The organism is uncultured Alistipes sp. (genome assembly GCF_949296715.1).
Lineage (GTDB): Bacteria > Bacteroidota > Bacteroidia > Bacteroidales > Rikenellaceae > Alistipes.
Map to the genome: position 1 here is coordinate 1 of NZ_CASFQD010000045.1, position 22,206 is coordinate 22,206.

The 22,206-nt window shown below is 63.6% G+C and carries 19 protein-coding genes; 11 read left to right on the forward strand and 8 right to left on the reverse strand.

The genetic code is table 11. From position 1 onward, the window contains the following. Positions 1-105: 105 nt before the first annotated feature. Positions 106-750, reverse strand: coding sequence for a UvrD-helicase domain-containing protein (locus tag Q1Y33_RS06715; RefSeq protein ID WP_300798974.1), 645 nt, complete (start codon positions 748-750; stop codon positions 106-108). Positions 751-857: 107 nt separating this feature from the next. On the opposite strand from Q1Y33_RS06715, the gene Q1Y33_RS06720 reads away from it, so the two are divergent. Both Q1Y33_RS06720 and Q1Y33_RS06725 read left to right on the forward strand, forming a co-directional pair. Then, positions 858-1,562 (forward strand): DUF2807 domain-containing protein, encoded by a 705-nt coding sequence (locus Q1Y33_RS06720; RefSeq protein WP_300798975.1) that lies wholly within the window; start codon positions 858-860, stop codon positions 1,560-1,562. Positions 1,563-1,567: 5 nt separating this feature from the next. Beyond that, a complete protein-coding gene (locus Q1Y33_RS06725) occupies positions 1,568-4,435 on the forward strand; it encodes a PD-(D/E)XK nuclease family protein (RefSeq protein WP_300798976.1) in 2,868 nt (955 codons plus the stop codon). 150 nt (positions 4,436-4,585) lie between these two features. Here Q1Y33_RS06725 and Q1Y33_RS06730 read toward each other — a convergent pair whose 3' ends face one another. Genes Q1Y33_RS06730 through Q1Y33_RS06740 form a run of 3 tightly spaced genes read right to left on the reverse strand, consistent with a single transcriptional unit; the run spans position 4,586 to position 7,260 of the window. After that, on the reverse strand, positions 4,586-5,227 hold the full coding sequence (locus Q1Y33_RS06730) for an HAD family phosphatase (RefSeq protein ID WP_300798977.1): 642 nt from the start codon (positions 5,225-5,227) through the stop codon (positions 4,586-4,588). Between the two features lie 58 nt (positions 5,228-5,285). Beyond that, a complete protein-coding gene (locus tag Q1Y33_RS06735; RefSeq protein ID WP_300798978.1) occupies positions 5,286-6,236 on the reverse strand; it encodes a M23 family metallopeptidase in 951 nt (316 codons plus the stop codon). A gap of 1 nt (position 6,237) precedes the next feature. Beyond that, on the reverse strand, positions 6,238-7,260 hold the full coding sequence (locus Q1Y33_RS06740) for a M23 family metallopeptidase (RefSeq protein ID WP_300798979.1): 1,023 nt from the start codon (positions 7,258-7,260) through the stop codon (positions 6,238-6,240). A gap of 100 nt (positions 7,261-7,360) precedes the next feature. On the opposite strand from Q1Y33_RS06740, the gene alaS reads away from it, so the two are divergent. From alaS to Q1Y33_RS06755, 3 genes are all read left to right on the forward strand, one after another. Beyond that, entirely contained in the window at positions 7,361-9,982 is a 2,622-nt protein-coding gene (gene alaS, locus Q1Y33_RS06745) for an alanine--tRNA ligase (RefSeq protein ID WP_300798980.1), read from the forward strand. Between the two features lie 68 nt (positions 9,983-10,050). Continuing rightward, complete coding sequence (gene gpmI, locus Q1Y33_RS06750) at positions 10,051-11,586, forward strand: 2,3-bisphosphoglycerate-independent phosphoglycerate mutase (RefSeq protein ID WP_300798981.1); 1,536 nt, start codon at positions 10,051-10,053, stop codon at positions 11,584-11,586. A gap of 109 nt (positions 11,587-11,695) precedes the next feature. Continuing rightward, positions 11,696-12,373: a DUF6198 family protein gene (locus tag Q1Y33_RS06755; RefSeq protein WP_300798982.1), complete on the forward strand. Its 678-nt coding sequence runs from the start codon at positions 11,696-11,698 to the stop codon at positions 12,371-12,373. Positions 12,374-12,488: 115 nt separating this feature from the next. Here the strand turns inward: Q1Y33_RS06755 and Q1Y33_RS06760 are convergent, their stop codons facing one another. Genes Q1Y33_RS06760 through Q1Y33_RS06775 form a run of 4 tightly spaced genes read right to left on the reverse strand, consistent with a single transcriptional unit; the run spans position 12,489 to position 15,318 of the window. After that, positions 12,489-13,040, reverse strand: coding sequence for a prolyl-tRNA synthetase associated domain-containing protein (locus Q1Y33_RS06760; RefSeq protein WP_300798983.1), 552 nt, complete (start codon positions 13,038-13,040; stop codon positions 12,489-12,491). 6 nt (positions 13,041-13,046) lie between these two features. Further along, positions 13,047-13,985 carry an NAD(P)-dependent oxidoreductase gene (locus Q1Y33_RS06765; protein ID WP_300798984.1) on the reverse strand — a complete coding sequence of 313 codons (939 nt, stop codon included), beginning with the start codon at positions 13,983-13,985 and terminating at the stop codon, positions 13,047-13,049. A gap of 29 nt (positions 13,986-14,014) precedes the next feature. Beyond that, positions 14,015-14,740, reverse strand: a complete 726-nt coding sequence (locus Q1Y33_RS06770; protein ID WP_300798985.1) for a tRNA threonylcarbamoyladenosine dehydratase — start codon at positions 14,738-14,740, stop codon at positions 14,015-14,017. Beyond that, positions 14,737-15,318, reverse strand: coding sequence for a TatD family hydrolase (locus Q1Y33_RS06775; protein ID WP_300798986.1), 582 nt, complete (start codon positions 15,316-15,318; stop codon positions 14,737-14,739). The genes Q1Y33_RS06770 and Q1Y33_RS06775 overlap by 4 nt, the downstream gene beginning before the upstream one ends. Positions 15,319-15,478: 160 nt before the next feature. On the opposite strand from Q1Y33_RS06775, the gene Q1Y33_RS06780 reads away from it, so the two are divergent. Genes Q1Y33_RS06780 through nqrF form a run of 6 tightly spaced genes read left to right on the forward strand, consistent with a single transcriptional unit; the run spans position 15,479 to position 21,397 of the window. Continuing rightward, positions 15,479-16,834 (forward strand): Na(+)-translocating NADH-quinone reductase subunit A, encoded by a 1,356-nt coding sequence (locus Q1Y33_RS06780; RefSeq protein ID WP_300798987.1) that lies wholly within the window; start codon positions 15,479-15,481, stop codon positions 16,832-16,834. 2 nt (positions 16,835-16,836) lie between these two features. Then, positions 16,837-17,964 (forward strand): NADH:ubiquinone reductase (Na(+)-transporting) subunit B, encoded by a 1,128-nt coding sequence (gene nqrB / locus Q1Y33_RS06785; RefSeq protein WP_300798988.1) that lies wholly within the window; start codon positions 16,837-16,839, stop codon positions 17,962-17,964. A 10-nt stretch (positions 17,965-17,974) separates the two neighbouring features. Next, entirely contained in the window at positions 17,975-18,829 is an 855-nt protein-coding gene (locus tag Q1Y33_RS06790) for a Na(+)-translocating NADH:ubiquinone reductase subunit C (RefSeq protein ID WP_300798989.1), read from the forward strand. Positions 18,830-18,835: 6 nt separating this feature from the next. After that, positions 18,836-19,492, forward strand: a complete 657-nt coding sequence (locus tag Q1Y33_RS06795) for an NADH:ubiquinone reductase (Na(+)-transporting) subunit D (protein WP_300798990.1) — start codon at positions 18,836-18,838, stop codon at positions 19,490-19,492. Positions 19,493-19,503: 11 nt separating this feature from the next. Then, positions 19,504-20,112 (forward strand): NADH:ubiquinone reductase (Na(+)-transporting) subunit E, encoded by a 609-nt coding sequence (gene nqrE, locus Q1Y33_RS06800; protein WP_300798991.1) that lies wholly within the window; start codon positions 19,504-19,506, stop codon positions 20,110-20,112. A 22-nt stretch (positions 20,113-20,134) separates the two neighbouring features. Then, on the forward strand, positions 20,135-21,397 hold the full coding sequence (gene nqrF / locus Q1Y33_RS06805; RefSeq protein WP_300798992.1) for an NADH:ubiquinone reductase (Na(+)-transporting) subunit F: 1,263 nt from the start codon (positions 20,135-20,137) through the stop codon (positions 21,395-21,397). The last annotated feature ends 809 nt before the right edge of the window (positions 21,398-22,206 follow it).

The window sequence follows — 22,206 nt, forward strand, 5'->3', positions numbered from 1 at the left end:
CCTTCGTCCAACATCGCGCTGCTCAGGCGCATCGCCAAGGGCAAAGGTCTCTGGCGTGTGAACCCGGTCGTGGACCTGGGCAACGCGATCTCCATCAAGTACGGCCTACCGCTCGGCGCCCATGCGCTGGACGATGCGGCGCAGCTCCTCGCGCGGACGTGCCGCAGCGAGCGTCTCGCGGTTGCGCTCCTTGAAGAGTTCGGCGCCGAGCGTGAGGATGCTCTCGCGGATGTCCCACTTGAGCCCCTCGTCGATGCGCTCCTGCACGAACTCGCCCATCCAGCGTTGCAGTTCGCGGTCTGCGGCGATCTGCTCGATGAGGGCGTCGGCCCCCTGCGCCAGCACGGGCGCCGTCTCGATCTCGACCGTGTAATTCAGGTCGATGCCCAGCTCCTTGATGAAGGCGCGCAGGATGCGCTGGAAGAAGGTGTCGATGGTCAGCACCGTGAAATGCGAATAGTCGTGCAGGATGTGCGAGCGCACCTCGCGGGCCCGGCTGCGCACCGTCGCGGCATCCATGCCGAGTTCGTCGCAGAGTGGCCGGAGATAGCTGCTCGCGGCACCCGAGGCCAGGGCGTGGATCTCCTTCAGAATGCGCGTCTTCATCTCCTCGGTAGCCTTGTTGGTGAAGGTCACGGCGAGGATGTGGCGGTAGCGCGTCGGCTGCTCCACGGTGTCGTGCACGTATTTGTAGGCGAGCTGGTAGGTCTTGCCCGACCCGGCGCTCGCATTCAGAATCTTCGCTCTCACTCTCCGAAAAGTCGTTTCAGGAGCTAAAATTACAAAACAAATCCCGAACGGCCGTGGCATTTGGGGATATTTTCGTAAATTAGCGGACGAAAAAAATGTTTCCAGAGATGAAAAAACTGTTTTTCAGCATCGTGATGATTGCCGCGGCACTCGGTGTCCGGGCGCAGGAGACGGCTTCGGCCGCCGGGGAGAAGAGCGAGTGGCTGCCGGCCTTTACGCGCATCGAGGCGAGCGGTTCGTTCGACGTGGTGCTCGAGCGCGTGCCCGACAGCGAGGCCCCGAAGATCGTCTACGACACGAAGGGTTCCTATACGACGAAGTTCCACGCCGAGGTCAAGGACCGCGTGCTCCACATCCGCGAGCGGACCGATACGCGCCGTCCCGAACGCACGCAGGTGCGCGTCTGCTACAATACGCTCTCGTCATTTGCGATGACCGACGCGAAGGTGTCGCTCGCCGACACGCTGCGCCAGTCGCTGCTCGATGTCGCGCTCGACGGCAACGCCATGCTCGACGGGGCGGTCGAGGTGCAGGACCTCGATCTGAACGTCTCGGGCAAGGCTTCGGCCCTGCTCGGCGGCAGCGCCCGCTACCTGACGCTCCAGGCGTCGGGCGGCAAGGTCAATGCCGCGGAGCTGGAGACCATGTCGGCACGGGTCAATGCCCAGAGCAGCGCCGAGGTCCGGGTCTGGGTTACGGACCGGCTCGAGGCGCGGACCTCGACCGGGGCGGTGCTCCGCTACAAGGGTGATCCGGCTGTCATCCGCACCTCGCAGAAGTTCATGGCCGGGGAGATCAAGCCCCTCGAATAGGCCGCATGAAGGGCTTTCTGGAGGAGGTTGCCGCGGACCTCTACGCCCGCTGCGGGGAGGAGCTGTCGGAACGGGAGGTGCTCTTCCCGTCGCGGCGTGCGCGGCTCTTCTTCACCGAGGCGCTGGCCCGCATCGCGCGGCGCCCGATGTGGCAGCCTGCGTGGGTGACCGTCGACGACCTGATGACCGAAATCTCGGGTCTGGAGACGGGTGACCGCGTGCGTCTCGTCACGGAGCTCTACAAGGTCTATTCGCGCTACCATGACGAGCCCTTCGACCGCTTCTACTTCTGGGGCGACATGCTCCTCACGGACTTCGATACGATCGACAAGTACCTGATCGACGCCCGCGAGCTCTTCCGCAACATCTCGGATATCAAGGAGATCGAGGCCGACATCTCCTACCTCACGCCGCGGCAGCTGCAAATCCTGCGCTTCTGGTCGACGCTCGGCCCCGAGGCCGACCTTTCGGAGGAGAAACGCCGCTTCCTGGCCATCTGGAAGACACTCTATCCGATTTACGGGGAGTTCCGCGCCCGCCTTGCGGAGCTCGGCATCGCCTACAACGGCATGGTACAGCGCGCCGCCGCGGAGCGTATCCGCACGGGAGAATTCTCTTTCGACCGGCCGCGGCGCTTTGTCGTTGCGGGCTTCAACGCCCTCTCGGAGTGTGAAAAACGGCTGTTCCGCTTCCTCGCGACAGCTGCCGAGGCCGATTTCTACTGGGACAGCGACGATTACTACGCGAACAACCCCGAGCGGGAGGCCGGGATGTTCGTGCGCGAAAACCTCGCGCTCTTTCCGCCGCGCGCCGGTGCCGTGTCGCACGACAACATGGCCCGGCCGAAGCGGCTCACGGCCGTCGCGGCCGTCTCGAACGCCGTGCAGTGCAAGTATGCCGCCGAGCTGCTGCGGCAGCTGCTCGCCGAACGGCGCCGCACCGAAGGCCCCGATGCCCGGCTGGGCCGCGAGACGGCCGTGGTGCTCACAGACGAGAACCTCCTGCTGCCGCTGCTCTACGCCCTGCCGGCGGAGATCGGGCGCGTGAACGTCACGATGGGCTATCCGCTGCGGGCGAGCCTGGCCTACACCTTCGTCGAGCGCCTCGTCGGGCTGCAGGCCCACCGCCGCCGCAGGGGCGACGACTGGAGCTTCTACCACAGCGACGTGGAGGGGCTGCTGGCCCATCCCTACGTTGCGGAGAGCGACGCTGCGCTGACCCGTGCGATGCAGGAGGAGATCGTGCGCGAGCGCCGCATCTCGGTCGATGCCGCGTGGCTCGGACAAAATGACCTGCTGCGGATGCTCTTCACCCCGGCCGGGGAGTGGCACGCGCTGTCGGACTACCTGCTGCAATGCATCGGCGCCGTGGCACGGTGCCCTTACGAGGGCGACGACGCCCGGCAGCGCGTCGAGTTCCTGGCCGTGCTCTCCGAGGAGATCACCAAGCTACGCAACTCGCTCGACGCGTGCGACATCGGGTTGACGGCAGAGGTCTACGCCTCGCTGCTGCGCCGCCACCTGCAGACCGTCCGCATCCCGTTCGAGGGCGAACCGCTCGAGGGCATCCAGATCATGGGCATCCTCGAGACGCGCAACCTCGACTTCGAGCACGTGCTGCTGCTCTCGATGAACGACGACAATTTCCCCGGCAACCTCACGGGACAGGGGTCGTTCGTCCCCTATAACCTGCGTGCGGCCTTCTCGCTGCCCACGCCCGAGCACCACGAAGGGGTCTACGCCTACTATTTCTACCGCCTGATCCAGCGCGCGTCGGACATTCGGATGCTCTATTGCGCCCATGCCGACGACAAGTCCACGGGCGAGCCGAGCCGCTACATCCACCAAATAGATTACGAGAGCGGCATTCCCGTTGCGCGGGTCGAGGTCGGCGTCGACGTGAACCTCGCCGAGACGGCTCCCATCGAGGTGGCGAAGGATGCCGCCGTGATGGCGTCGCTCGAACGCTTCGTCTCGCCCGGGAGTGCGGCGACGCTCTCGCCGACGGCCTTTTTCCGTTACGTGGCCTGCCCGCTGCGCTTCTACTTCCACTCCGTGGCGCGGCTGCGCGTCGACGACGAGGTGAGCGAGGAGATCGACGCCCCGATGTTCGGCACGCTCCTCCACGCCGCGGCGCAGGCGCTCTACACGCCCCTTGTGGGGGAGCATGCCCCGGGTGAGACGCTGCGGGCGCTGCTCCGCACGGATGCCGTCGACCGGGCCGTGACGCGGGCGATCAACGACAACTACCTGCGCGACGAGCACGCCACGGCCGACGACTATACGGGCAATCTGCTGCTCGTGCGCGACATCGTGACGCGCTACCTGCGCGGCGGGGTGATGTCCTACGACGCCGCACACGACGCCTTCACGGTCGAGGCGCTCGAACAGCAGGTGGCGCATGCCTTCCCCTTCGATGCGGGCGGCCGGCGGCTGGAGATGAAGTTCGCGGGCGTCGCCGACCGCATCGACCGCCTCGACGACGGCTCGCTGCGCGTCGTGGACTACAAGACGGGGGCCGCACACCTCGATTTCGACGGCGTGGAGAGCCTCTTCCGCGGTACGGGCAAACAGCGGCTTTCGAACATCCTCCAGACGCTGCTCTACGCGATGATCCTCCACCGCACGCGCGGTGTCGATGCCGTGCCGACGCTCTATTACGTCCGCAACATGCACCGCGGGGAGTACTCGCCGCTGCTCGTCGACCGCGAGACGGGGCTCTGCGGCGCGGGCTACTCGCTCTATGCCGCACGCTTCGAGGAGCTGCTGCGCGAGACCCTTGCCGAGCTGTACGACCCGGCGACACCCTTCCGGCAGTGCGACGATCCGGATACGTGCCGGTTCTGTGATTTCAACGTGATCTGCAAACGGTGACGCGGCAGCCGGATTCCCGCCCGTCGCGGCCCGGGTTTTCCTCTTTTTGGGGCTTGTCTCCGTTGCCATGAAAAACCCCGCAGCCTTCGAGGTTGCGGGGCCTTTGTATCGGGAGGGTCCGGTGCGGCCGGAATCCCGTTTTTTCCACAGTCAGAGCCTTACGCGGACGTAGGCCGCGCCGCTGCGGCGGGCCGCTTCGAGTCCGATCTCCGAATCCTCGAAGATGAGCGTCTCGGCGGGCGTGCATCCCTCGCGGCGCATCGCCTCCAGGAAGCAGTCCGGGGCCGGCTTCGGCGTCGGGATGTCGAGCCCCGAGAGGATGCCGTCGACACGCCCCAGCGGGGCGTCGTCCTCTCCGCTCACTCCGTTCTCCTTGTCCGCCCCGTTCGCCCCCTCTGCCGGAGCCTCTCCGGCCGGGCCGCCGATCCCGAGGTGGCGCATGACGTGCTCGATGTTGGCGCGGCTGCCCGTCGAGACGATCCACACCCGGCCGCCGTCGCGCTGGAACGAGCGGCAGAAGTTCCACAGCGGTTCGTTGAGCCGCACGGTGTCGAAATAGTCGGGGTAGAGGGCGATCTTGCGCAGCCGCAGCCGCTCGCGCTCCGCAGCGTCGGCGATGCCCAGCCGCGTGAGGAACTCCTCGCAGCGCATGCCGAAGTAGCGGGCCGCGTACTCCTCTTCGGTGAGCGTGTAGCCCGCCTCGCGGAGCGTCTGCAGATAGGCCAGCGTATTGGCGCGCCGCGTGTCGGCCAGCGTGCCGTCGAAATCCAGCAGGATGAGTTTCAGTTGCATGGGCGGATCGTTTTTTTTCGGGGTTCGGAGGTGCGGTGCGGCCGACGGTTTCGGGGCGTCAGTCGAAGGACTGCATGCCCGACTGGGCGATGCGGATCATCCGCTGGTACTCCGTGGGCGAGAGCTCCATGAAGAAGTAGTGGATCGGATCGACGCGCATGCCGTTCAGGCGCACCTCGTAGTGCAGGTGCGGGGCCAGCGAGAGGCCCGTGTCGCCCGACAGGGCGATGATGTCGCCGCGGCGCACGCGCTGTCCCTTGCGGACGTTGATCTTCGAGAGGTGGCTGTACTGCGTCTGGTAGCCGTTGCCGTGGTCGATGATGACGGTCTGCCCCTGCGTCGAGTGGCGCAGCGCCACGCTGCTTACGGTGCCGTCGGCCGTGGCGAAGACGCGCGATCCCTCGGGAATGGTGTAGTCGACGCCCTGGTGTGATTGCAGGGTCTTGTAGAAGGGATGGATGCGCATGCCGTAGGAGGCCGTGAGCAGCGTCAGCTGCTTGTTGATGACGGGCTGGATGGCCGGGATGTTGTTGCAGCGGCGCCCCGTCGAGTCGATCCGCGCCTGCAGGGCGAGGTAGCTCGCGGCCAGGCGGTCGAGCCGCCCCTCCATGTCGGCCACGCGCTCGCGCAGCTCACGCTTGAGCTGGCGCGTCGAACGGCCGACGATACGCTCGTAGGTGGCCGCCTGCTTCGTCTCGTACTCCGTGTCGAAGTCGTAGGGGTCCGACTCGAAGAGGATGCGGAAGACGCTGCGGTCGCGGGCCGAGAGGTTGTCCACGACGTGCATGAGCGAGTCGTAGCGCGCCTCGAGTGCCGCATATTCGTTGCGCAGACGGTCGGTCGAGTGTTTGAGCGAGTACTCGAACGGCGTGTCGAAGAAGATCGAGAAGCCGAGGTAGTACAACACCGCGACCCCGAACCACACGAACAGGTGGACCGTCGCGCGGATGAGGCGCTGGCGGCGGCGTTTGCGGCGGCGGAGCCGTTTGAAATCCTTTTTGCCCGTCATGTCAGTAGACTTCGAAGTTGGTCTCGCGCATGCGCTCCATCAGGTCGTTGTACTCCTCGGGCGTCATGTCGCGGTTGAAATAGTTGATCGGGTTGACCGGCACGCCCTTGTGTATCACCTCGTAGTGGAGGTGGGGGCCCGTCGAGCGGCCCGTATTGCCGGTCCGGGCGATGGTCTGCCCGCGCTTGACCTTTTCGCCCGGTTCGACGAGCACTTCGTTCAGGTGGGCGTAGCGGGTCTTGTAGCCGAAGCCGTGGTCGATGAGCACCTGCCGTCCGTATCCGCCGTTGAAGCCCGTGGCGGCGGCGATCTGCACCACGCCGTCGCCCGTGGCATAGACCGGCGTGCCGCGGTCGCAGCCGAAATCGATTCCATTGTGAGCCTGCACGCGGTGCAGCACGGGGTGGTAGCGGCGCGGCGAGAAGGCGCCGATGTGGTTGTTGTGCAGTGCCGAGCGGTCGATGGGCCAGATGGCCGGCACGGCCGCCGCGAGCTGCTCCTTGTCCTGCGAGAGGGTCTGCAACTCGTCCATCGAGACCGACTCGAGGTAGAGCGTGCGGGCCAGGGCGTCGAGCTGCCGCCACGTCGAGATCATCAGCGGCGCGAAGTCGTCCTCCTCGAGCGGCGCGTATTTCGAGGCGGGGTAGGGCTGCCAGACGCCCGGCAGCGAGAGCGTGTCGGTCGAGAAGAGCGGGCGGTAGACGTAGTTGTCGCGATGACGCACGGCGTCGACCTTGCGCTGGGCCGTGCGGATGCGCTCCTGCAGGATGCGGTAGCGGATGATCAGCTCGCGGTTGTCGCGGTTGATGCGGTAGATCTTCGGTGTGTAGAAGAAGTAGGAGAAGAGGACGTTGGCGATCGAGACGAGGATGAATCCGATGAGGATTTTGCGGATCAGGCGGTAGGTGCGCAGCCGGAACGCGGCGCTCACGACCTCGCGTGTCAGCACCTGCGCCTCGTGCGTGAGCACCTGTGCCTCGTGTGTGAGGCGCCGGGTGGCGGATGTCTCCTCTTTTTGCGTCATCGGTGGAATTTTCTCTCTCGGCAATGGTGCAAATTTAGCTTTAATTGTGTAATTTTGCAACCCGAACCGAATAACGCGGAAAACAAACAAAACGGTATATATGGAATCGAATAAAATTCGTCAGGCCTTTCTGGACTTCTTCGCATCGAAGGGCCACGTGATCGTGCCGTCGGCCCCGATGGTCGTCAAGGGAGACCCCACGCTGATGTTCACCAACGCGGGCATGAACCAGTTCAAGGACATCTTCCTGGGCAATGCGCCCCGCAAGTATCCGCGCGCGGCCGACACGCAGAAGTGCCTGCGCGTGTCGGGCAAGCACAACGACCTGGAGGAGGTCGGCCACGACACCTACCACCATACGATGTTCGAGATGCTGGGCAACTGGTCCTACGGCGACTACTTCAAGAAGGAGGCGATCGAGTGGGCCTGGGAGCTGCTGCACGACGTCTACCACCTGCCGGCCGAGCGCATGTACGCCACCGTCTTCGAGGGCTCGGAGGAGGACGGCGTGCCCTTCGATCAGGAGGCCTACGACTACTGGCGCCGCTTCCTGCCCGAGGATCACATCATCCGCGGCAACAAGCACGACAACTTCTGGGAGATGGGCGAGACGGGTCCGTGCGGCCCCTGCTCGGAGATCCACTACGACCTGCGCGACGAGGCCGAGATCGCCGCGAAGCCGGGCCGCGAGATGGTCAATGCCGGCCACCCGCAGGTGATCGAGATCTGGAACCTGGTCTTCATGCAGTTCAACCGCAAGGCCAACGGCTCGCTCGAGGAGCTGCCCGCGCGCAACGTCGATACGGGCATGGGCTTCGAGCGCCTCTGCATGATCCTGCAGGGCAAGAAGTCGAACTACGATACGGATGTCTTCCAGCCGACGATCGGCCGCATCGCGGCGCTGGCGGGCAAGCGCTACGGCGAGGACGAGAAGGTCGACGTCGCCATGCGCGTGATCGCCGACCACCTGCGCGCCATCGCCTTCTCGATTGCCGACGGGCAGCTGCCCTCGAACGTCAAGGCCGGCTACGTCATCCGCCGCATCCTGCGCCGCGCCGTGCGCTACGGCTATACCTACCTCGGCTTCACGGAGCCGACGCTCTGCAAGCTCGTCGCCGGGCTCGTCGAACAGATGGGCTCGCAGTTCCCCGAGCTGAAGGCCCAGCAGGCGCTTATCGAGAAGGTCATCGAGGAGGAGGAGGCGTCGTTCCTGCGCACGCTCGCCACGGGCATCAACCTGCTCGATGGCGTCATCGAGCGCACGCGCCGCGAGGGCAAGGCGCTCATCTCGGGCAAGGATGCCTTCGAACTCTACGATACGTTCGGCTTCCCGATTGACCTGACGGAGCTGATTGCCCGCGAACAGGGCGTCGGCGTCGACCTCGAGGCCTTCGAGAAGGAGCTGCAGGCCCAGAAGGAGCGCTCGCGCAACGCCGCGGCCGTCGACACGGACGACTGGGTGGAGCTCATGCCGCTCAAGGAGAGTGTTTTCACCGGTTACGACACGCTCACCGACACGGTGCACATCGCCCGCTACCGCCGCGTGAAGTCCAAGGGCCGCACCTCCTACCAGCTGGTCTTCGACCGCACGCCCTTCTACGGCAATTCGGGCGGCCAGATCGGTGACGTCGGCTACATCGAGGATGCCAACGAGCGCATCCCCGTGGTGGCCACCGAGAAGGAGAACGGACAGATCATCGAGATCGTCGAGCAGCTGCCCGAGAATCCCGCCGCAGAGTTCACGGCGGTGGTCGATGCCGAAAAGCGTCAGTCCGCGGCCAACAACCATACGGCCACGCACCTCATGCACGAGGCGCTGCGCAAGGTGCTCGGAACACACGTCGAGCAGAAGGGTTCGATGGTGACGCCCGAGATGCTGCGTTTCGACTTCTCGCACTTCCAGAAGGTGACGCCCGCCGAGCTGCGCGAGGTGGAGCGGCTGGTCAACCGCGCCGTGCGCGCCAACTATCCGCTCGAGGAGAACCGCAATGCCACGAAGGAGGAGGCTGCGGCGGCCGGCGCCATGATGCTCTTCGGCGAGAAGTACGGCGACCGCGTGCGCATGGTGCGCTTCGGTACGTCGGTCGAGCTGTGCGGCGGTACGCACACGAGTGCCACGGGCAACATCGGCTTCTTCAAGATTCTGACCGAGAGCGCCATTTCGGCCGGCGTGCGCCGTATCGAGGCCGTCACGGGCGCGCAGGCCGAGCAGATTCTCTATGCGGCCGAAGATACGCTCTCGAGCCTGGGCGAGGCGCTCCACAACTCGCAGGTCGAGGCTGCCGTGCGGAAGATGCTCGAGAGCAACGATGCCCTTTCGAAGGAGGTCGAGATGATGCGCCGCGAGCAGGTGGCGCAGTGGGCCGAGAAAATCGCCGCTTCGGCACCCGTGCGCGAGGGCATGCAGCTCTTTGCCACGCAGACCGACCGCCGCGCGGACTTCATCAAAGATCTGGCCTACAATTTGCGGAGCCGTTCTCCGCAGCTGGTCTTCGTCGTGGGTACGGTCAGCGAGGGCAAGCCGTCGCTGACGGTGATGCTCGGCGAGGAGATTACCTCGCGCGGCGTGAATGCCGGGGCTGTCGTGCGCGAAGCCGCGAAGCTCATGCAGGGCGGCGGTGGCGGCCAGGCCTTCTTCGCCACGGCCGGTGGCAAGAACCCCGACGGGCTGCAGGCGGCCATCGACAGGGCCGTGGAGCTGATCCGCGCACAGCTGGCATAAGGCCGGCGGTGCCTCCGGCGCCACGGACGCCGGGAAAAAAGATGTGTAATCGTTAAAAACATACCGTTATGAGCAACAACAAAGTTCTTCTGATGATTCTCGACGGCTGGGGCAACGGCCACCACGACAAGGCCGACGTCATTTCGACGGTGCACCCCGCCTATATCTCGGCCATGACCGAGCAGTACCCCCATGCCGAACTGCGCACGGACGGCGAGAACGTCGGACTGCCCGACGGACAGATGGGCAACTCGGAGGTCGGACACCTCAACATCGGTGCCGGCCGCGTGGTCTACCAGGACCTCGTGAAGATCAACCGGGCCTGCCGCGACAACTCGATCCTGAAGAATCCCGAGGTGGTCAAGGCGTTCGAATACGCCCGCGCCAACGGAGTCGGCGTCCACTTCATGGGCCTGACGTCGGACGGCGGCGTGCACTCGTCGCTCGAGCACCTCTTCAAGTTGTGCGACATCGCCCGCGAATACGGCGTGGCCGACAAGACCTGCGTGCACTGCTTCATGGACGGCCGTGATACCGACCCGCACAGCGGCAAGGGCTTCATCGAGCAGCTCGAGCAGCACCTCGCACAGACGGGCGGCCGGATCGCCACGGTCATCGGCCGTTACTACGCCATGGACCGCGACAAGCGCTGGGAGCGTGTGAAGATCGCCTACGACGCGCTGGTCGAGGGCGTCGGCGAGCAGCGGACGACCGACATGGTTGCCGCCGTGCAGGCCTCCTACGATGCCGACGTGACAGACGAGTTCATCAAGCCGATCGTGCGCGTCGACGGGAAGGGCGAGCCCGTGGGGCTGATCCGCCCGAACGATCTGGTGATCTTCTTCAACTACCGCAACGACCGCGCCAAGGAGCTGACCATCGTGCTGACGCAGGAGGATATGCCCGCGGCCGGCATGCACACCATGCCGCTCTACTACTGCTGCATGACCCCCTACGATGCCAAGTTCACGGGGCTGCACATCCTCTTCGACAAGGAGAATGTGCCCGACACGATTGGCGAGTGGGTCTCGAAGCAGGGCCTCAGCCAGCTGCGCATCGCCGAGACGGAGAAGTATGCCCACGTGACCTTCTTCCTCAACGGTGGCCGCGAGGAGAAGTTCGAGGGTGAGGAGCGCATCCTGGTCGCCTCGCCGAAGGTGGCCACCTATGACCTGCAGCCCGAGATGTCGGCTCCCGAGGTGGCCGACAAGCTGGTTGCCGCGCTGGGCGAGCGGAAGTTCGACTTCATCTGCCTGAACTTTGCCAACGGCGACATGGTGGGCCACACGGGTGTCTACGACGCCATCGTCAAGGCCGTGAAGGCGGTCGACGGATGCGTTGAGAAGGTGGTTGAGGCGGCCAAGGCCAACGGCTACGAGGTGGTGATGATTGCCGACCACGGCAATGCCGACAACGCCATCAATCCCGACGGTACGCCCAACACGGCGCACTCGCTCAATCCGGTGCCCATCGTCGTGGTGTCGGACCGCGTGAAGGCCGTGCACAACGGCATCCTGGCCGACGTGGCCCCCACGGTGCTGAAGCTCATGGGACTGCCGCAGCCCGAGGAGATGACCGGCAAGGCGCTCGTCGAGATGAAATAAGGGGCCGAAAGTGAGGGGCTTCGGAGTGCCCCGATGCAGACCGAATCCCGGGAGACGGACACCTCCCGGGATTTTTTCGTATATTTGCGGGTTCTTTTAAATGATGTTTATGAGGAAAATAGCTGTTAACTATCTGATTTTCATTCTTGGACTTTATTTCCTTGCAGCGGGCATCGTGCTCATCCTCCGCTCGTCGCTCGGGACGACGCCCATCTCGAGCGTGAATTACGTCCTGAGTCTCCATACGCCGCTGACGCTCGGAATCTGGACCTTCCTCATAAACCTGCTGCTGATTGCCGGGCAGTTCTGGTTCGTGCGCGACCGCATGACGCGCCGCCGCACGGTCGAAATCCTCCTGCAACTGCCCTTTTCGTTTCTCTTCGGCTCGTTCATCGACCTTAACATGGCGCTGACGGGCGGTCTTCATCCCCACAGCTACCTCATGGCAATCGGGCTGCTGTTGTGCGGATGCCTTGTCCAGTCGTTGGGCATCACGCTGGAGATCAAGCCCCGCGTGGCGATGATGAGCGCCGAGGGCTTCGTCAACTTCGGATCGCAGCGCTACGGCAAGGATTTCGGCCGTTTCAAGGTCGCCTTCGACGTCTCGCTCGTCACGATTGCGGCCGTGCTGTCGCTCGTGCTGGCGCGGCAGGTGGAGGGCGTCCGCGAGGGTACGGTCGTCGCGGCGCTGCTCACGGGGTATCTCGTCAACTTCCTGAACCGGCACGTGGTGACGCGGGCCATGCTCCGGCGTGTGCTTCTCCGCCGTGCGGAGGCTGCCCGCTGATGCGGGTTCGATACGATAAAAAGAGGGCCCCCGACAGCGTCGGGGGCCCTCTTTTCGTCCTGCGGACATCGTGCCGGGGCTGTCGTGCGGCCCGATTCGGGCGGGATACCCCAAATCAGTAGAGCTCGATGAATTCGTAGCTGTTGCCCACGGCCGCGAGGTAGCGCAGGAACTCCTCGCGCGGGATGACCACCGTGGCGCGGTTGTCGTTGGGATGGAACGACAGGGCGGGCCACTCGAGCAGCTGCCGGTCGAGGAAGAGGTGCACGTGGTGTGCCGGGTCGTTGATGAGCCCGAAGGGCGAGACCGATCCGGGCCGCAGCCCGAGCCAGCGGGCCATGCGCTGCTCCGAGGCGAACGACAGCTTGCCCTGCCGCAGGCGGTGCTCCAGGTCGTGGATTGCCAGCGACTGCTCGCAGTCGAACGAGACGAGGTAGTGGCGGTCGCCCTTGTGGTTGCGGAAAAAGAGGTTCTTGCAGTGCTTCGAGCCGTCGGCGTGCCAGTACTGGCGGGCGATCTCGATGGTCGGTGCCTCGGGGTGTTCGTACCACGTGTAGCGGATGCCGTGTGCGTCGAGGAAGTCGAAGACCCGTTGCCGGCGCTCGTCGGGCGTCGGCAATGCGGTATCGGCAGCGGTGGGGGCGGGGAGTGTCTCTCGCGTTTCCATGGTCGGTCAGGCGTAGAACTCCCGGATGTTGCGTTCGATGCAGCCGATCAGCACGTCGACGGCCTCGAGCGGCGACCAGGCGTTGTGGGGCGAGAGCAGCAGGCGGTCGGGCTCGGCAAGGTGCAGCAGCGGGTTGTCGGCTGCGGGCGGCTCGGCGCAGAAGACGTCGAGGGCCGCACCGGCGATCTGGCCGCCGTCGAGTGCCGCGGCAAGGGCCGCCTCGTCGACGATGCCGCCGCGCGCCACGTTGATGAGCAGCGCCGTGGGCTTCATCTGCCGCAGCTCCGACGTGCCGATCAGACCGCGCGTGCGGTCGTTCAGCGGGCAGTGCACCGAGATGACGTCGGCCCAGGCGAGCAGCTCGGCGAGCGGCAGGACAGGGTACTCCTCGGCACGTGCGACGCCCGACGTGGAGGTGTAGCGCACCTCGCAGCCGAAGGCCGCAGCCAGGCGGGCCACCTCGCGGCCGATTGTCCCGAGCCCCACGATGCCCCAGTGCGAGCCGTGGAGCTGGTGGTTGGCGCCGTGGAAGTGGAACTGGCGTCCCGAGGCCGAGTAGGCGCCGCTCTTGACGAAGCGGTCGTACCAGACCGTCTGGCGCCGCAGGGCGATGGCGGCCCCGAGTGTCGTCTCGGCCACCGAGTGGGTCGAGTAGTCCGCGGCGTTGCGCACCTCGATGCCCCGTTCGCGCGCGGCCTCGAGGTCGATGTTGTTCATGCCCGTCGCCGCGACGCAGATCAGCCGCAGGTGCGGCAGCGCCTCCATCCGGGCGCGGTCGATCACCACCTTGTTCGTGATGACGACCTCGGCCCCGCGGCAGCGGTCGGCGACCTCGGCCGGTGCGGTCTGCTCGTAGCCCGTGTAGTCGCCCAGCGCGCGCAGACGGCTTGTGTCCGCGCCGCTCAAGGTGTATTCGTCCAGAAAGACGATCTTCGGTGTTTTCATATCATGACGTTTTTTGTGCGTTTGCTGTTTCATTCCATCTCGCCGATCAGGTCGCGGATCACGACCGAGGCACAGCCGATGCCGAACGTCGCCGGAAGGTAGGAGATCGTGCCGACGTTCGACTTCTTGTTCTGCTCCTCGCAGAGGATCATCGCCCCCTCGCGGATCGGCTCGGGCGAGAAGACCGCGCGGAAGCCCCGGCGGATGCCGAGCTTGTGGAGCCGCTTGCGGAGCATGTGCGCCAGCGGGCAGTGGTGCGTCTTCGAGATGTCGGCGATCTCCATGCGCGTCGGGTCGGTCTTGGCCCCGGCGCCCATCGAGCTGACCAGCGGGATGCCCCGTTCGAGGGCCGCGGCGATCAGCGCCAGTTTGGGCGAGAGGGTGTCGATGGCATCGACGACGTAGTCGTAGCGTGCCGCGTCGAGCAGCGCGTAGGTCTCCTCGTCGCGGATGTAGCGGTTGACGACCGTAAGGTGCAGCGCCGGGTTGATGTCGTGCAGCCGCTCGGCCAGCACGTCGGCCTTCTGCCGCCCGACGGTCGAGTGCAGCGCCACGAGCTGGCGGTTGATGTTCGACGGCGCCACGGCGTCGGCGTCGGCGACGGTCATCGTTCCCACGCCCGCGCGGGCGATCATCTCCGCGGCGTAGGCTCCCACGCCGCCCAGTCCCACGACCAGCACGTGCGCCTGCCGCAGCCGGTCGAGCTTCTCACGGCCGAGCAGCAGCTCGGTGCGTTCCAGCCAGTTGTCGTTCATGTGCCGAATATTCGTTTGTAGTTCTCCTCCGTGGCCCGTTGCAGCTCCTCGACCGTCGTGCCGCGCACGGCGGCCGCACGGGCGTAAATCTCGGCGATGGGCAGCTCGCTCTCGTCGGTCTCGAGGAAGAGCCGGTCGAGGGGCACCGCCCGCAGGGCGGCGCACGTGCGCCGCGAGGTGAGGCTCCGCTCGCCGAACGAGAGGCAGTAGCCCCGTGCGAAGGCGCGGCGCGCCTGCTCGGGCGAGCCGATGAAGCCGTGGAAGATGACTGCGCGCGGTTCGCAGCGCGCCACCTCGCCCATCAGCTCCTCGAACGTCCGCACGCAGTGCAGCACGACGGGCAGTCCCCGTTCGCATGCCAGCGCCAGCTGCTCGCGCAGGCGCGCCCGCTGGATCTCCAGGCTGGGACCGCGCACGGCGTCGAGACCCGTTTCGCCTATGGCCTGCACGGTGTCGGGCAGCGGAAGGATCGATGCAACTTCCTCGCGGTCAGCGTACCACGGGTGTATGCCGGCGGTGCGGAGTTCGATGCCGCAGCCCGTCGGACGGTGGGTATGTATGTTGACATAGGAGGCCATTGCAACGGCAAATGTAGGAATTTTAAGGATATTTAGGAAATAATGGGAAAGGGATGGGGTTTTTCGGAAAAAATTTCGTACTTTCGCACGCGATTAAGCTGTTAGCCTGCTAACAACAAGAGGACGAACTCCAAACATAACACATCAAATATCTTTAACCATGTCGAAAATCATTACACTACGCAAGGGTCTCGACATCAATCTGCTGGGTAAGGCTCAGGAGTCGTTGGCCGACGCGCCGACGGCTGCCGAGTATGCCCTCTCGCCCCTCGATTTCGAGGGTGTGACTCCCAAGTTGCTGGTTAAGGTGGGCGATGAGGTGAAGGCCGGTACGCCGTTGTTCTTCAACAAGTACAACGAGCGCATTCTCTTTACGTCGCCCGTCAGCGGCAAGGTGGCGGCCGTGAACCGCGGCGAGAAGCGCAAGATTCTCACCGTGACGGTCACGCCCGACGCTGCACAGCGCTACGAGGAGTTCGCGAAGCCCGATCTTCAGAAGGCGACGCGCGAGCAGATCGTCGAGCTGCTGTTGCGCTCGGGCCTCTGGCCGATGATCATCCAGCGTCCCTACGGCATCATCGCCTCGCCGGACGACACGCCGAAGGCGATCTTCATCTCGGCGTTCGACTCCGCGCCGCTGGCCCCGGACTACAACTTCGTGCTGAAGTCCGAGCAGAAGAACCTGCAGGCGGGTATTGACCTGCTGCGCCGCCTCACGCCGGGCAAGGTGCACCTCTCGGTGCGCGCCAAGGCCGAGGGTGCGATGACCGCGCTGAAGGGCGTCGAGACGCACGCCTTTGCGGGCAAGCACCCCGTGGGCAACGTCGGCGTGCAGATTCACCACATCGACCCCGTGAACAAGGGTGACATCGTCTGGACGGTGAACATCCAGGACGTGGCCATCATCGGCCGCCTGGTCAACGAGGGCCGCGTCGACATGACGCGCATCATCGCCGTGACGGGCTCCGAAGTGGAGAAGCCGCACTACGTGCGCGTCGTCTCGGGCGCCCGCGTCGATTCTTTCCTCAAGGGCTGCATCAAGCCGCAGAAGGAGGGGGACCGCGTGCGCATCATCTCGGGCAACGTCCTCACGGGCGTGAAGACCGAGGCCGAGGGCTTCCTGGCCTTCTACGCCAACCAGATCACGGTGATCCCCGAGGGCGACAAGTACGAGCTGCTGGGCTGGGCCATGCCCCGCTTCAACAAGTTCTCCGTGTCGCACGCCTACTTCTCGTGGCTCTGCCCCCGCAAGGCCTACAACCTCGATACGAACATGAACGGCGGCGAGCGTCCGTTCGTCGTGACGGGTCTCTACGAGCGTTACCTGCCCATGGACATCTACCCGATGTACCTGCTCAAGGCCTGCCTGGCGGGCGACATCGAGAAGATGGAGAACCTCGGCATCTACGAGGTCGTCGAGGAGGACTTCGCCCTGTGCGAGTTCGTCGACCCCTCGAAGATCGAGATCCAGCAGATCATCCGCGACGGTATTAACTTAATGATTAAGGAGGCATAACGATGGGATTGAGAAAAATTATCGATAATCTGAAGCCCACCTTCTCCAAGGGCGGCAAACTGGGCTTCCTGGAGTCTACGTTCGATGCGTTCGAGACCTTCCTCTTCGTGCCGAACACGACCACCACGCGCGGTGCCCACATCCGCGACTGCAACGACATGAAGCGCACGATGATCGTCGTCGTCCTGGCCCTCATGCCGGCCTTCCTGTTCGGCTGCTACAACACGGGCGCACTGGTGGGCCTCGAGGGCTTCCGCGCCTTCTTCTACGGTCTGGTGCGCGTGCTGCCGATGGTCTGCGTCTCGTATATCGTCGGCCTGGGCATCGAGTTCTACTTCGCGCAGGTGCGCAAGCATGAGGTCAACGAGGGCTTCCTCGTGACGGGCCTGCTCATCCCGATGATCTTCCCCGTCTCGACGCCGCTATGGATGGTGGCCGTCTCGACGGCCTTCGCCGTGATCTTCGGCAAGGAGGTCTTCGGCGGTACGGGCATGAACGTCTTCAACCCGGCACTCGTGGCCCGCGCCTTCGCCTTCTTCGCCTTCACCCCCTTCATGTCGGGTGAGACCGTATGGTACTCCAACTGGACGATGATGGGTGCACAGGTCGACGCCGCTTCGGGCGCCACGGCCCTCGAGCACCTCGCCACGACGGGCAACATGGGCTACTCGGCAATGGACGCCTTCCTGGGCTTCATGCCCGGATCGTTCGGTGAGACCTCGACGCTCGCGATCCTGATCGGCGGCGCCATCCTCCTCTTCACGGGCATCGCCTCGTGGCGCACGATGGTGTCGGTATTCGTCGGCGGCCTGGCCATGGGCTACCTCTTCCAGGGGCTGGGCGTGACGTCGTATCCCGCCTGGCAGCACCTGATCGTCGGCGGCTTCGCCTTCGGTGCGGTCTTCATGGCCACGGACCCCGTGACCTCGGCCCAGACCAACACGGGCAAGTACATCGTCGGCTTCCTGACGGGTGCGCTCGCCGTGCTCACGCGCGTGGTGAACCCCGCCTACCCCGAGGGTATGATGCTCTCGATCCTCTTCATGAATGCTCTGGCGCCGCTGGTGGACTACTACGTGGTCGAGGCCAACATTTCGCGCCGCAAGAAACGTGTCAAACTCGCCAAATAAGCAGACTGTCATGGCAACAAGAAAATTCAGATGCAATGTCTGCGGCTACATCCACGAAGGAGCGGCCGCACCCGATAAGTGCCCCGTCTGCGCGGCTCCGGCTTCGGAATTTACGGAGATCACGGAGAAGAAGAAGGGACTCTTCAGCGATACGAACAGCAATGCCTACATCATCCTCTACTCGACGGTGATGGTCGTCATCGTGGCCACGCTGCTGGCGCTGGCCGCGCTGGGACTCCAGAAGCGTCAGTATGAAAACGAGCTCAACGAGAAGAAACAGGCCATCCTGGCCTCGCTCTCGGCCTCGGACCAGCGCTACGACGAGTTCATCGACGCCTACGTCGTCGACAAGAACGGCGCGCGCATCGACGGCGAGGATGTCTTCGCGCTGCTCAACGACCTGCCGGGCGCCTATGCCGCCGGCAAGTTCCCCGTCTTCGAGGCGCGCGACGGCCGCGTGGTCGTTCCCGTCACGGGTATGGGTCTGTGGGGCCCGATCTGGGGCTATGTCGCCCTGGAGAAGGACATGAACACGGTCGCCGGCGTCATCATGGCCCACAAGGGCGAGACGCCGGGTCTGGGCGCCGAGATCTCCACGGCGAAGTATCAGGCCAATTTCGTCGGCAAGACGATCTTCGAGGGCGACAAGTTCGTCTCGGTGACGCTGCGCAAGGGCGGTGCGAAGGACCCCGCCCACGAGGTGGATGCCATCTCGGGCGGCACGAAGACCTCGGACGGCGTGACGGCCATGCTCTACAACAGCCTGGCGAACTACCTGCCGCTGCTCGAGGCCAAGCGCCGTGCAGCCGTCGAACAGGTCGTCTATGCCCCCGTCATGGAAGAGTCTAACGATGAAAACAAGTAGAAAACAATGAGTAAGAACGAAAAAGAGCCCTTGTTTTCGGCTAAAAACATGAAATATCTGACGGGGCCGTTCTCCGCGAACAACCCGGTCATCGTGCAGATCCTCGGTATCTGCTCGGCGCTGGCTGTCACCGTGCAGCTCAAGCCGGCCATCGTGATGGCGCTCTCCGTGACCGTCGTGACGGCATTCTCGAACCTGGTGATGTCGCTGCTGCGCAACGGCGTGCCGGCGCGTATCCGCATCATCGTCCAGCTCGTGGTCATCGCCGCGCTGGTGATTCTCGTCGACCAGGTGCTCAAGGCCTACGTCTACGAAATCTCCAAGCAGCTGTCGGTCTACGTCGGTCTGATTATCACCAACTGTATCGTCATGGGCCGCGTCGAGGCCTTCGCTCTGGGCAACAAGCCCTGGGCTTCGTTCCTCGACGGCATCGGCAACGGCCTGGGCTACGGTCTGATTCTGGTCATCGTGGCCTTCTTCCGCGAACTCTTCGGCTCGGGCAGCCTGCTGGGCTTCCGCGTCATTCCCGAGAGCTGGTACATCGCCGAGGGAGGCTTCTATTCGAACTGCGGTCTGATGCTCTTCCCGCCCATGGCGCTCATCATCGTGGGCTGCATCATCTGGGTGCATCGTTCGCGCAACAAGGACTTACAGGAAAAATAGGAGGATAGCGTATGGAATCATTGAATATCTTTATCCGGTCGATCTTCGTCGACAACATGGTCTTCGCCTTCTTCTTCGGCATGTGCTCCTACATCGCCGTGTCGAAGAGCGTCAAGACGGCCCTCGGACTCGGCGCCGCCGTTACCTTCGTGATGGTGATGACCGTGCCCCTGAACTACCTCTTGTATGAATATGTCCTCAAACCCGACGCACTCGTTGCAGGCGTGGACCTGAGCTTCCTCGCGTTCATCATCTTCATCGCGACGATTGCCGCTTTCGTGCAGCTCGTCGAGATGATTGTCGAGAAGTTCTCGCCGACGCTCTACAGCCAGCTGGGTATCTTCCTGCCGCTGATTGCCGTGAACTGCGCCATCATGGGCGGCTCGCTCTTCATGCAGCAGAAGGTCGACGCAGGCGAACTGACGACCTTCTGGCAGACGGTCGTCTACGGTCTGGGTTCGGGTCTGGGCTGGTGGCTCGCCATCGTCATGATGGCCGCCATCCGCGAGAAGACCTCCTACTCGCACATCCCCGCGGCGCTGAAGGGCCCCGGTATCGCCTTCATCATTACGGGCCTGATGGGTATCGCCTTCATGATCTTCTCGGGCATTCAGTTCTAACCTTCAAAAAGAGATTCGGAAAATGACTACAACGATTTTAATAGCGATCGCGGCCTTTCTGGTGATCACGCTGGTGCTGGTCGCACTGCTTCTCTATGCAAAGGCTAAACTGACCTCGTCGGGCGAAGTGACGATCGACATCAACAACGGCGAGCGCGTGATTACGACCGAGAGCGGCTCGACGCTGCTCTCGACGCTGGCCAACAACAAGGTCTTCCTCCCGTCGGCCTGCGGTGGCGGCGGTTCGTGCGGCATGTGCAAGTGCCAGGTGCTCGAGGGCGGCGGTGACATCCTGCCCACCGAGACCGGCTTCATCTCGCGCAAGATGGCCAAGGACCACTGGCGCCTGGGCTGCCAGGTCAAGGTCAAGGAGAACCTCAAGATCAAGGTTCCCGAGGCCGTGCTGGGTGTGAAGAAGTGGGAGTGCACGGTGGTTTCTAACCGCAACATCTCGACCTTCCTCAAGGAGTTCGTGGTGAAGCTTCCGGAGGGCGAGAATCTGAAGTTCCGCAGCGGCGGCTACATCCAGATCGACATCCCGAAGTACGACGCCATCAAGTTCTCGGACATGGACGTGGACGAGAAGTTCCGCGCCGACTGGGACAAGATGAAGATGTGGGACCTGGTGACGACCAACCCCGAGCCGACGTTCCGCGCCTACTCGATGGCCAACCACCCGGCCGAGGGCAACATCATCATGCTGAACATCCGTATCGCCACGCCTCCGTTCGACCGTGCCACGGGCTCGTTCATGAAGGTGAACCCGGGCATCTGCTCGTCGTATATCTTTTCGCGCAAGCCGGGTGACAAGGTGACCATTTCAGGCCCCTACGGCGAGTTCTTCCTGCCGGACAACCTGCCCGACACGCAGGAGCTGATCTTCATCGGCGGCGGCGCCGGTATGGCCCCGATGCGCAGCCACCTGATGCACCTGTTCAAGACCGAGAAGACGAAGCGTCCGGTATCGTTCTGGTACGGTGCCCGTGCACTGAAGGAGGCTCCCTACGTGCACGAATTCCGCGAGATCGAAAAGGAGTTCCCCAACTTCTCGTTCAACCTTGCACTGGACCGTCCCGATCCGGAGGCCGATGCCGCCGGCGAGAAGTACACTCCGGGCTTCGTGCACAACGTGCTCTACGAGAACTACCTGAAGCACCATCAGGCACCCGAGGACTGCATCTACCTCATGTGCGGACCTCCGATGATGATCGCTTCGGTGGTGAAGATGCTCGACTCGCTGGGCGTACCGTCCGAAAATATCCTCTACGACAACTTCGGATCGTAGCGGATCAGCCGACAACTCGAAAAGACCGGGGCGTTGCTTTATGCAGCGCCCCGGTCTTTTTTTGTACGTCGTGCCGGGCAGAGCGGAAAGAGATCGGGACAGTTGTGGGGCCGTTCTGCTGCTCCGTCCTGCGGCCCGTACTGTTCTTGCGGACGGCTGTCCCGTCCGGCTGTCCCCGTCCGGCTGTTCCCATCCGGATGCTCCCGTCCGGCTGTCCCGTCTGGTTGTCCCGCCCGACTGTCGCGGACGGCTGCGGCCGGACGGCTGCGGCCGGACGGCGGCTGCCGGACGGCGGCTGCCGCTGCCGGCCGGATGAAGCAAATATGCGTTTTCGGTCAAGGTATACTAATAATTGCAGTTTCTCAATATTGATTTTCATCAAAATTTCTCCGAAATTTGTTATGCAATACCCCCGATGATGTGCCGTTTTGCAAAACATTTCCTATCTTTGCCGTGTCGTTGCATACGACATGACATATTTTGATGAAAGTGTTTCGCTTTTATCCTTGACGGGAAATCTGGTAAATTTCAAAGGACAAGGAAAACGACACACTCATCACTTGTATCGGCATGAAAGGTGTTCTGCCTTCTGCTATACGAGTGTGGGGTATTGTTTATTTGTCCTTGGGCTTACCAGAGCCTCCCGTCAGATAAACGAACGACTCCACACTTGAACCGAGAATGATTATATACTAATCTGATAATCAATTTATATATTAGGCTTTATCTTTTATTTGGTACCGTATAGTTCCCATATTCTGTCGGTTTCCCAAAGGTTATTATTTTTTTACCCACTGTCTAATAAAAGC

Excerpts from the sequence above, each read along its gene's own strand:
- Q1Y33_RS06720 (WP_300798975.1), top strand. The coding sequence starts at position 858 with ATGAAAAAACTGTTTTTCAGCATCGTGATGATTGCCGCGGCACTCGGT.
- Q1Y33_RS06725 (WP_300798976.1), top strand. The coding sequence starts at position 1,568 with ATGAAGGGCTTTCTGGAGGAGGTTGCCGCGGACCTCTACGCCCGCTGC.
- Q1Y33_RS06730 (WP_300798977.1), bottom strand. The coding sequence starts at position 5,227 with ATGCAACTGAAACTCATCCTGCTGGATTTCGACGGCACGCTGGCCGAC.
- Q1Y33_RS06735 (WP_300798978.1), bottom strand. The coding sequence starts at position 6,236 with ATGACGGGCAAAAAGGATTTCAAACGGCTCCGCCGCCGCAAACGCCGC.
- Q1Y33_RS06740 (WP_300798979.1), bottom strand. The coding sequence starts at position 7,260 with ATGACGCAAAAAGAGGAGACATCCGCCACCCGGCGCCTCACACACGAG.
- alaS (WP_300798980.1), top strand. The coding sequence starts at position 7,361 with ATGGAATCGAATAAAATTCGTCAGGCCTTTCTGGACTTCTTCGCATCG.
- gpmI (WP_300798981.1), top strand. The coding sequence starts at position 10,051 with ATGAGCAACAACAAAGTTCTTCTGATGATTCTCGACGGCTGGGGCAAC.
- Q1Y33_RS06755 (WP_300798982.1), top strand. The coding sequence starts at position 11,696 with ATGAGGAAAATAGCTGTTAACTATCTGATTTTCATTCTTGGACTTTAT.
- Q1Y33_RS06760 (WP_300798983.1), bottom strand. The coding sequence starts at position 13,040 with ATGGAAACGCGAGAGACACTCCCCGCCCCCACCGCTGCCGATACCGCA.
- Q1Y33_RS06765 (WP_300798984.1), bottom strand. The coding sequence starts at position 13,985 with ATGAAAACACCGAAGATCGTCTTTCTGGACGAATACACCTTGAGCGGC.
- Q1Y33_RS06770 (WP_300798985.1), bottom strand. The coding sequence starts at position 14,740 with ATGAACGACAACTGGCTGGAACGCACCGAGCTGCTGCTCGGCCGTGAG.
- Q1Y33_RS06775 (WP_300798986.1), bottom strand. The coding sequence starts at position 15,318 with ATGGCCTCCTATGTCAACATACATACCCACCGTCCGACGGGCTGCGGC.
- Q1Y33_RS06780 (WP_300798987.1), top strand. The coding sequence starts at position 15,479 with ATGTCGAAAATCATTACACTACGCAAGGGTCTCGACATCAATCTGCTG.
- nqrB (WP_300798988.1), top strand. The coding sequence starts at position 16,837 with ATGGGATTGAGAAAAATTATCGATAATCTGAAGCCCACCTTCTCCAAG.
- Q1Y33_RS06790 (WP_300798989.1), top strand. The coding sequence starts at position 17,975 with ATGGCAACAAGAAAATTCAGATGCAATGTCTGCGGCTACATCCACGAA.
- Q1Y33_RS06795 (WP_300798990.1), top strand. The coding sequence starts at position 18,836 with ATGAGTAAGAACGAAAAAGAGCCCTTGTTTTCGGCTAAAAACATGAAA.
- nqrE (WP_300798991.1), top strand. The coding sequence starts at position 19,504 with ATGGAATCATTGAATATCTTTATCCGGTCGATCTTCGTCGACAACATG.
- nqrF (WP_300798992.1), top strand. The coding sequence starts at position 20,135 with ATGACTACAACGATTTTAATAGCGATCGCGGCCTTTCTGGTGATCACG.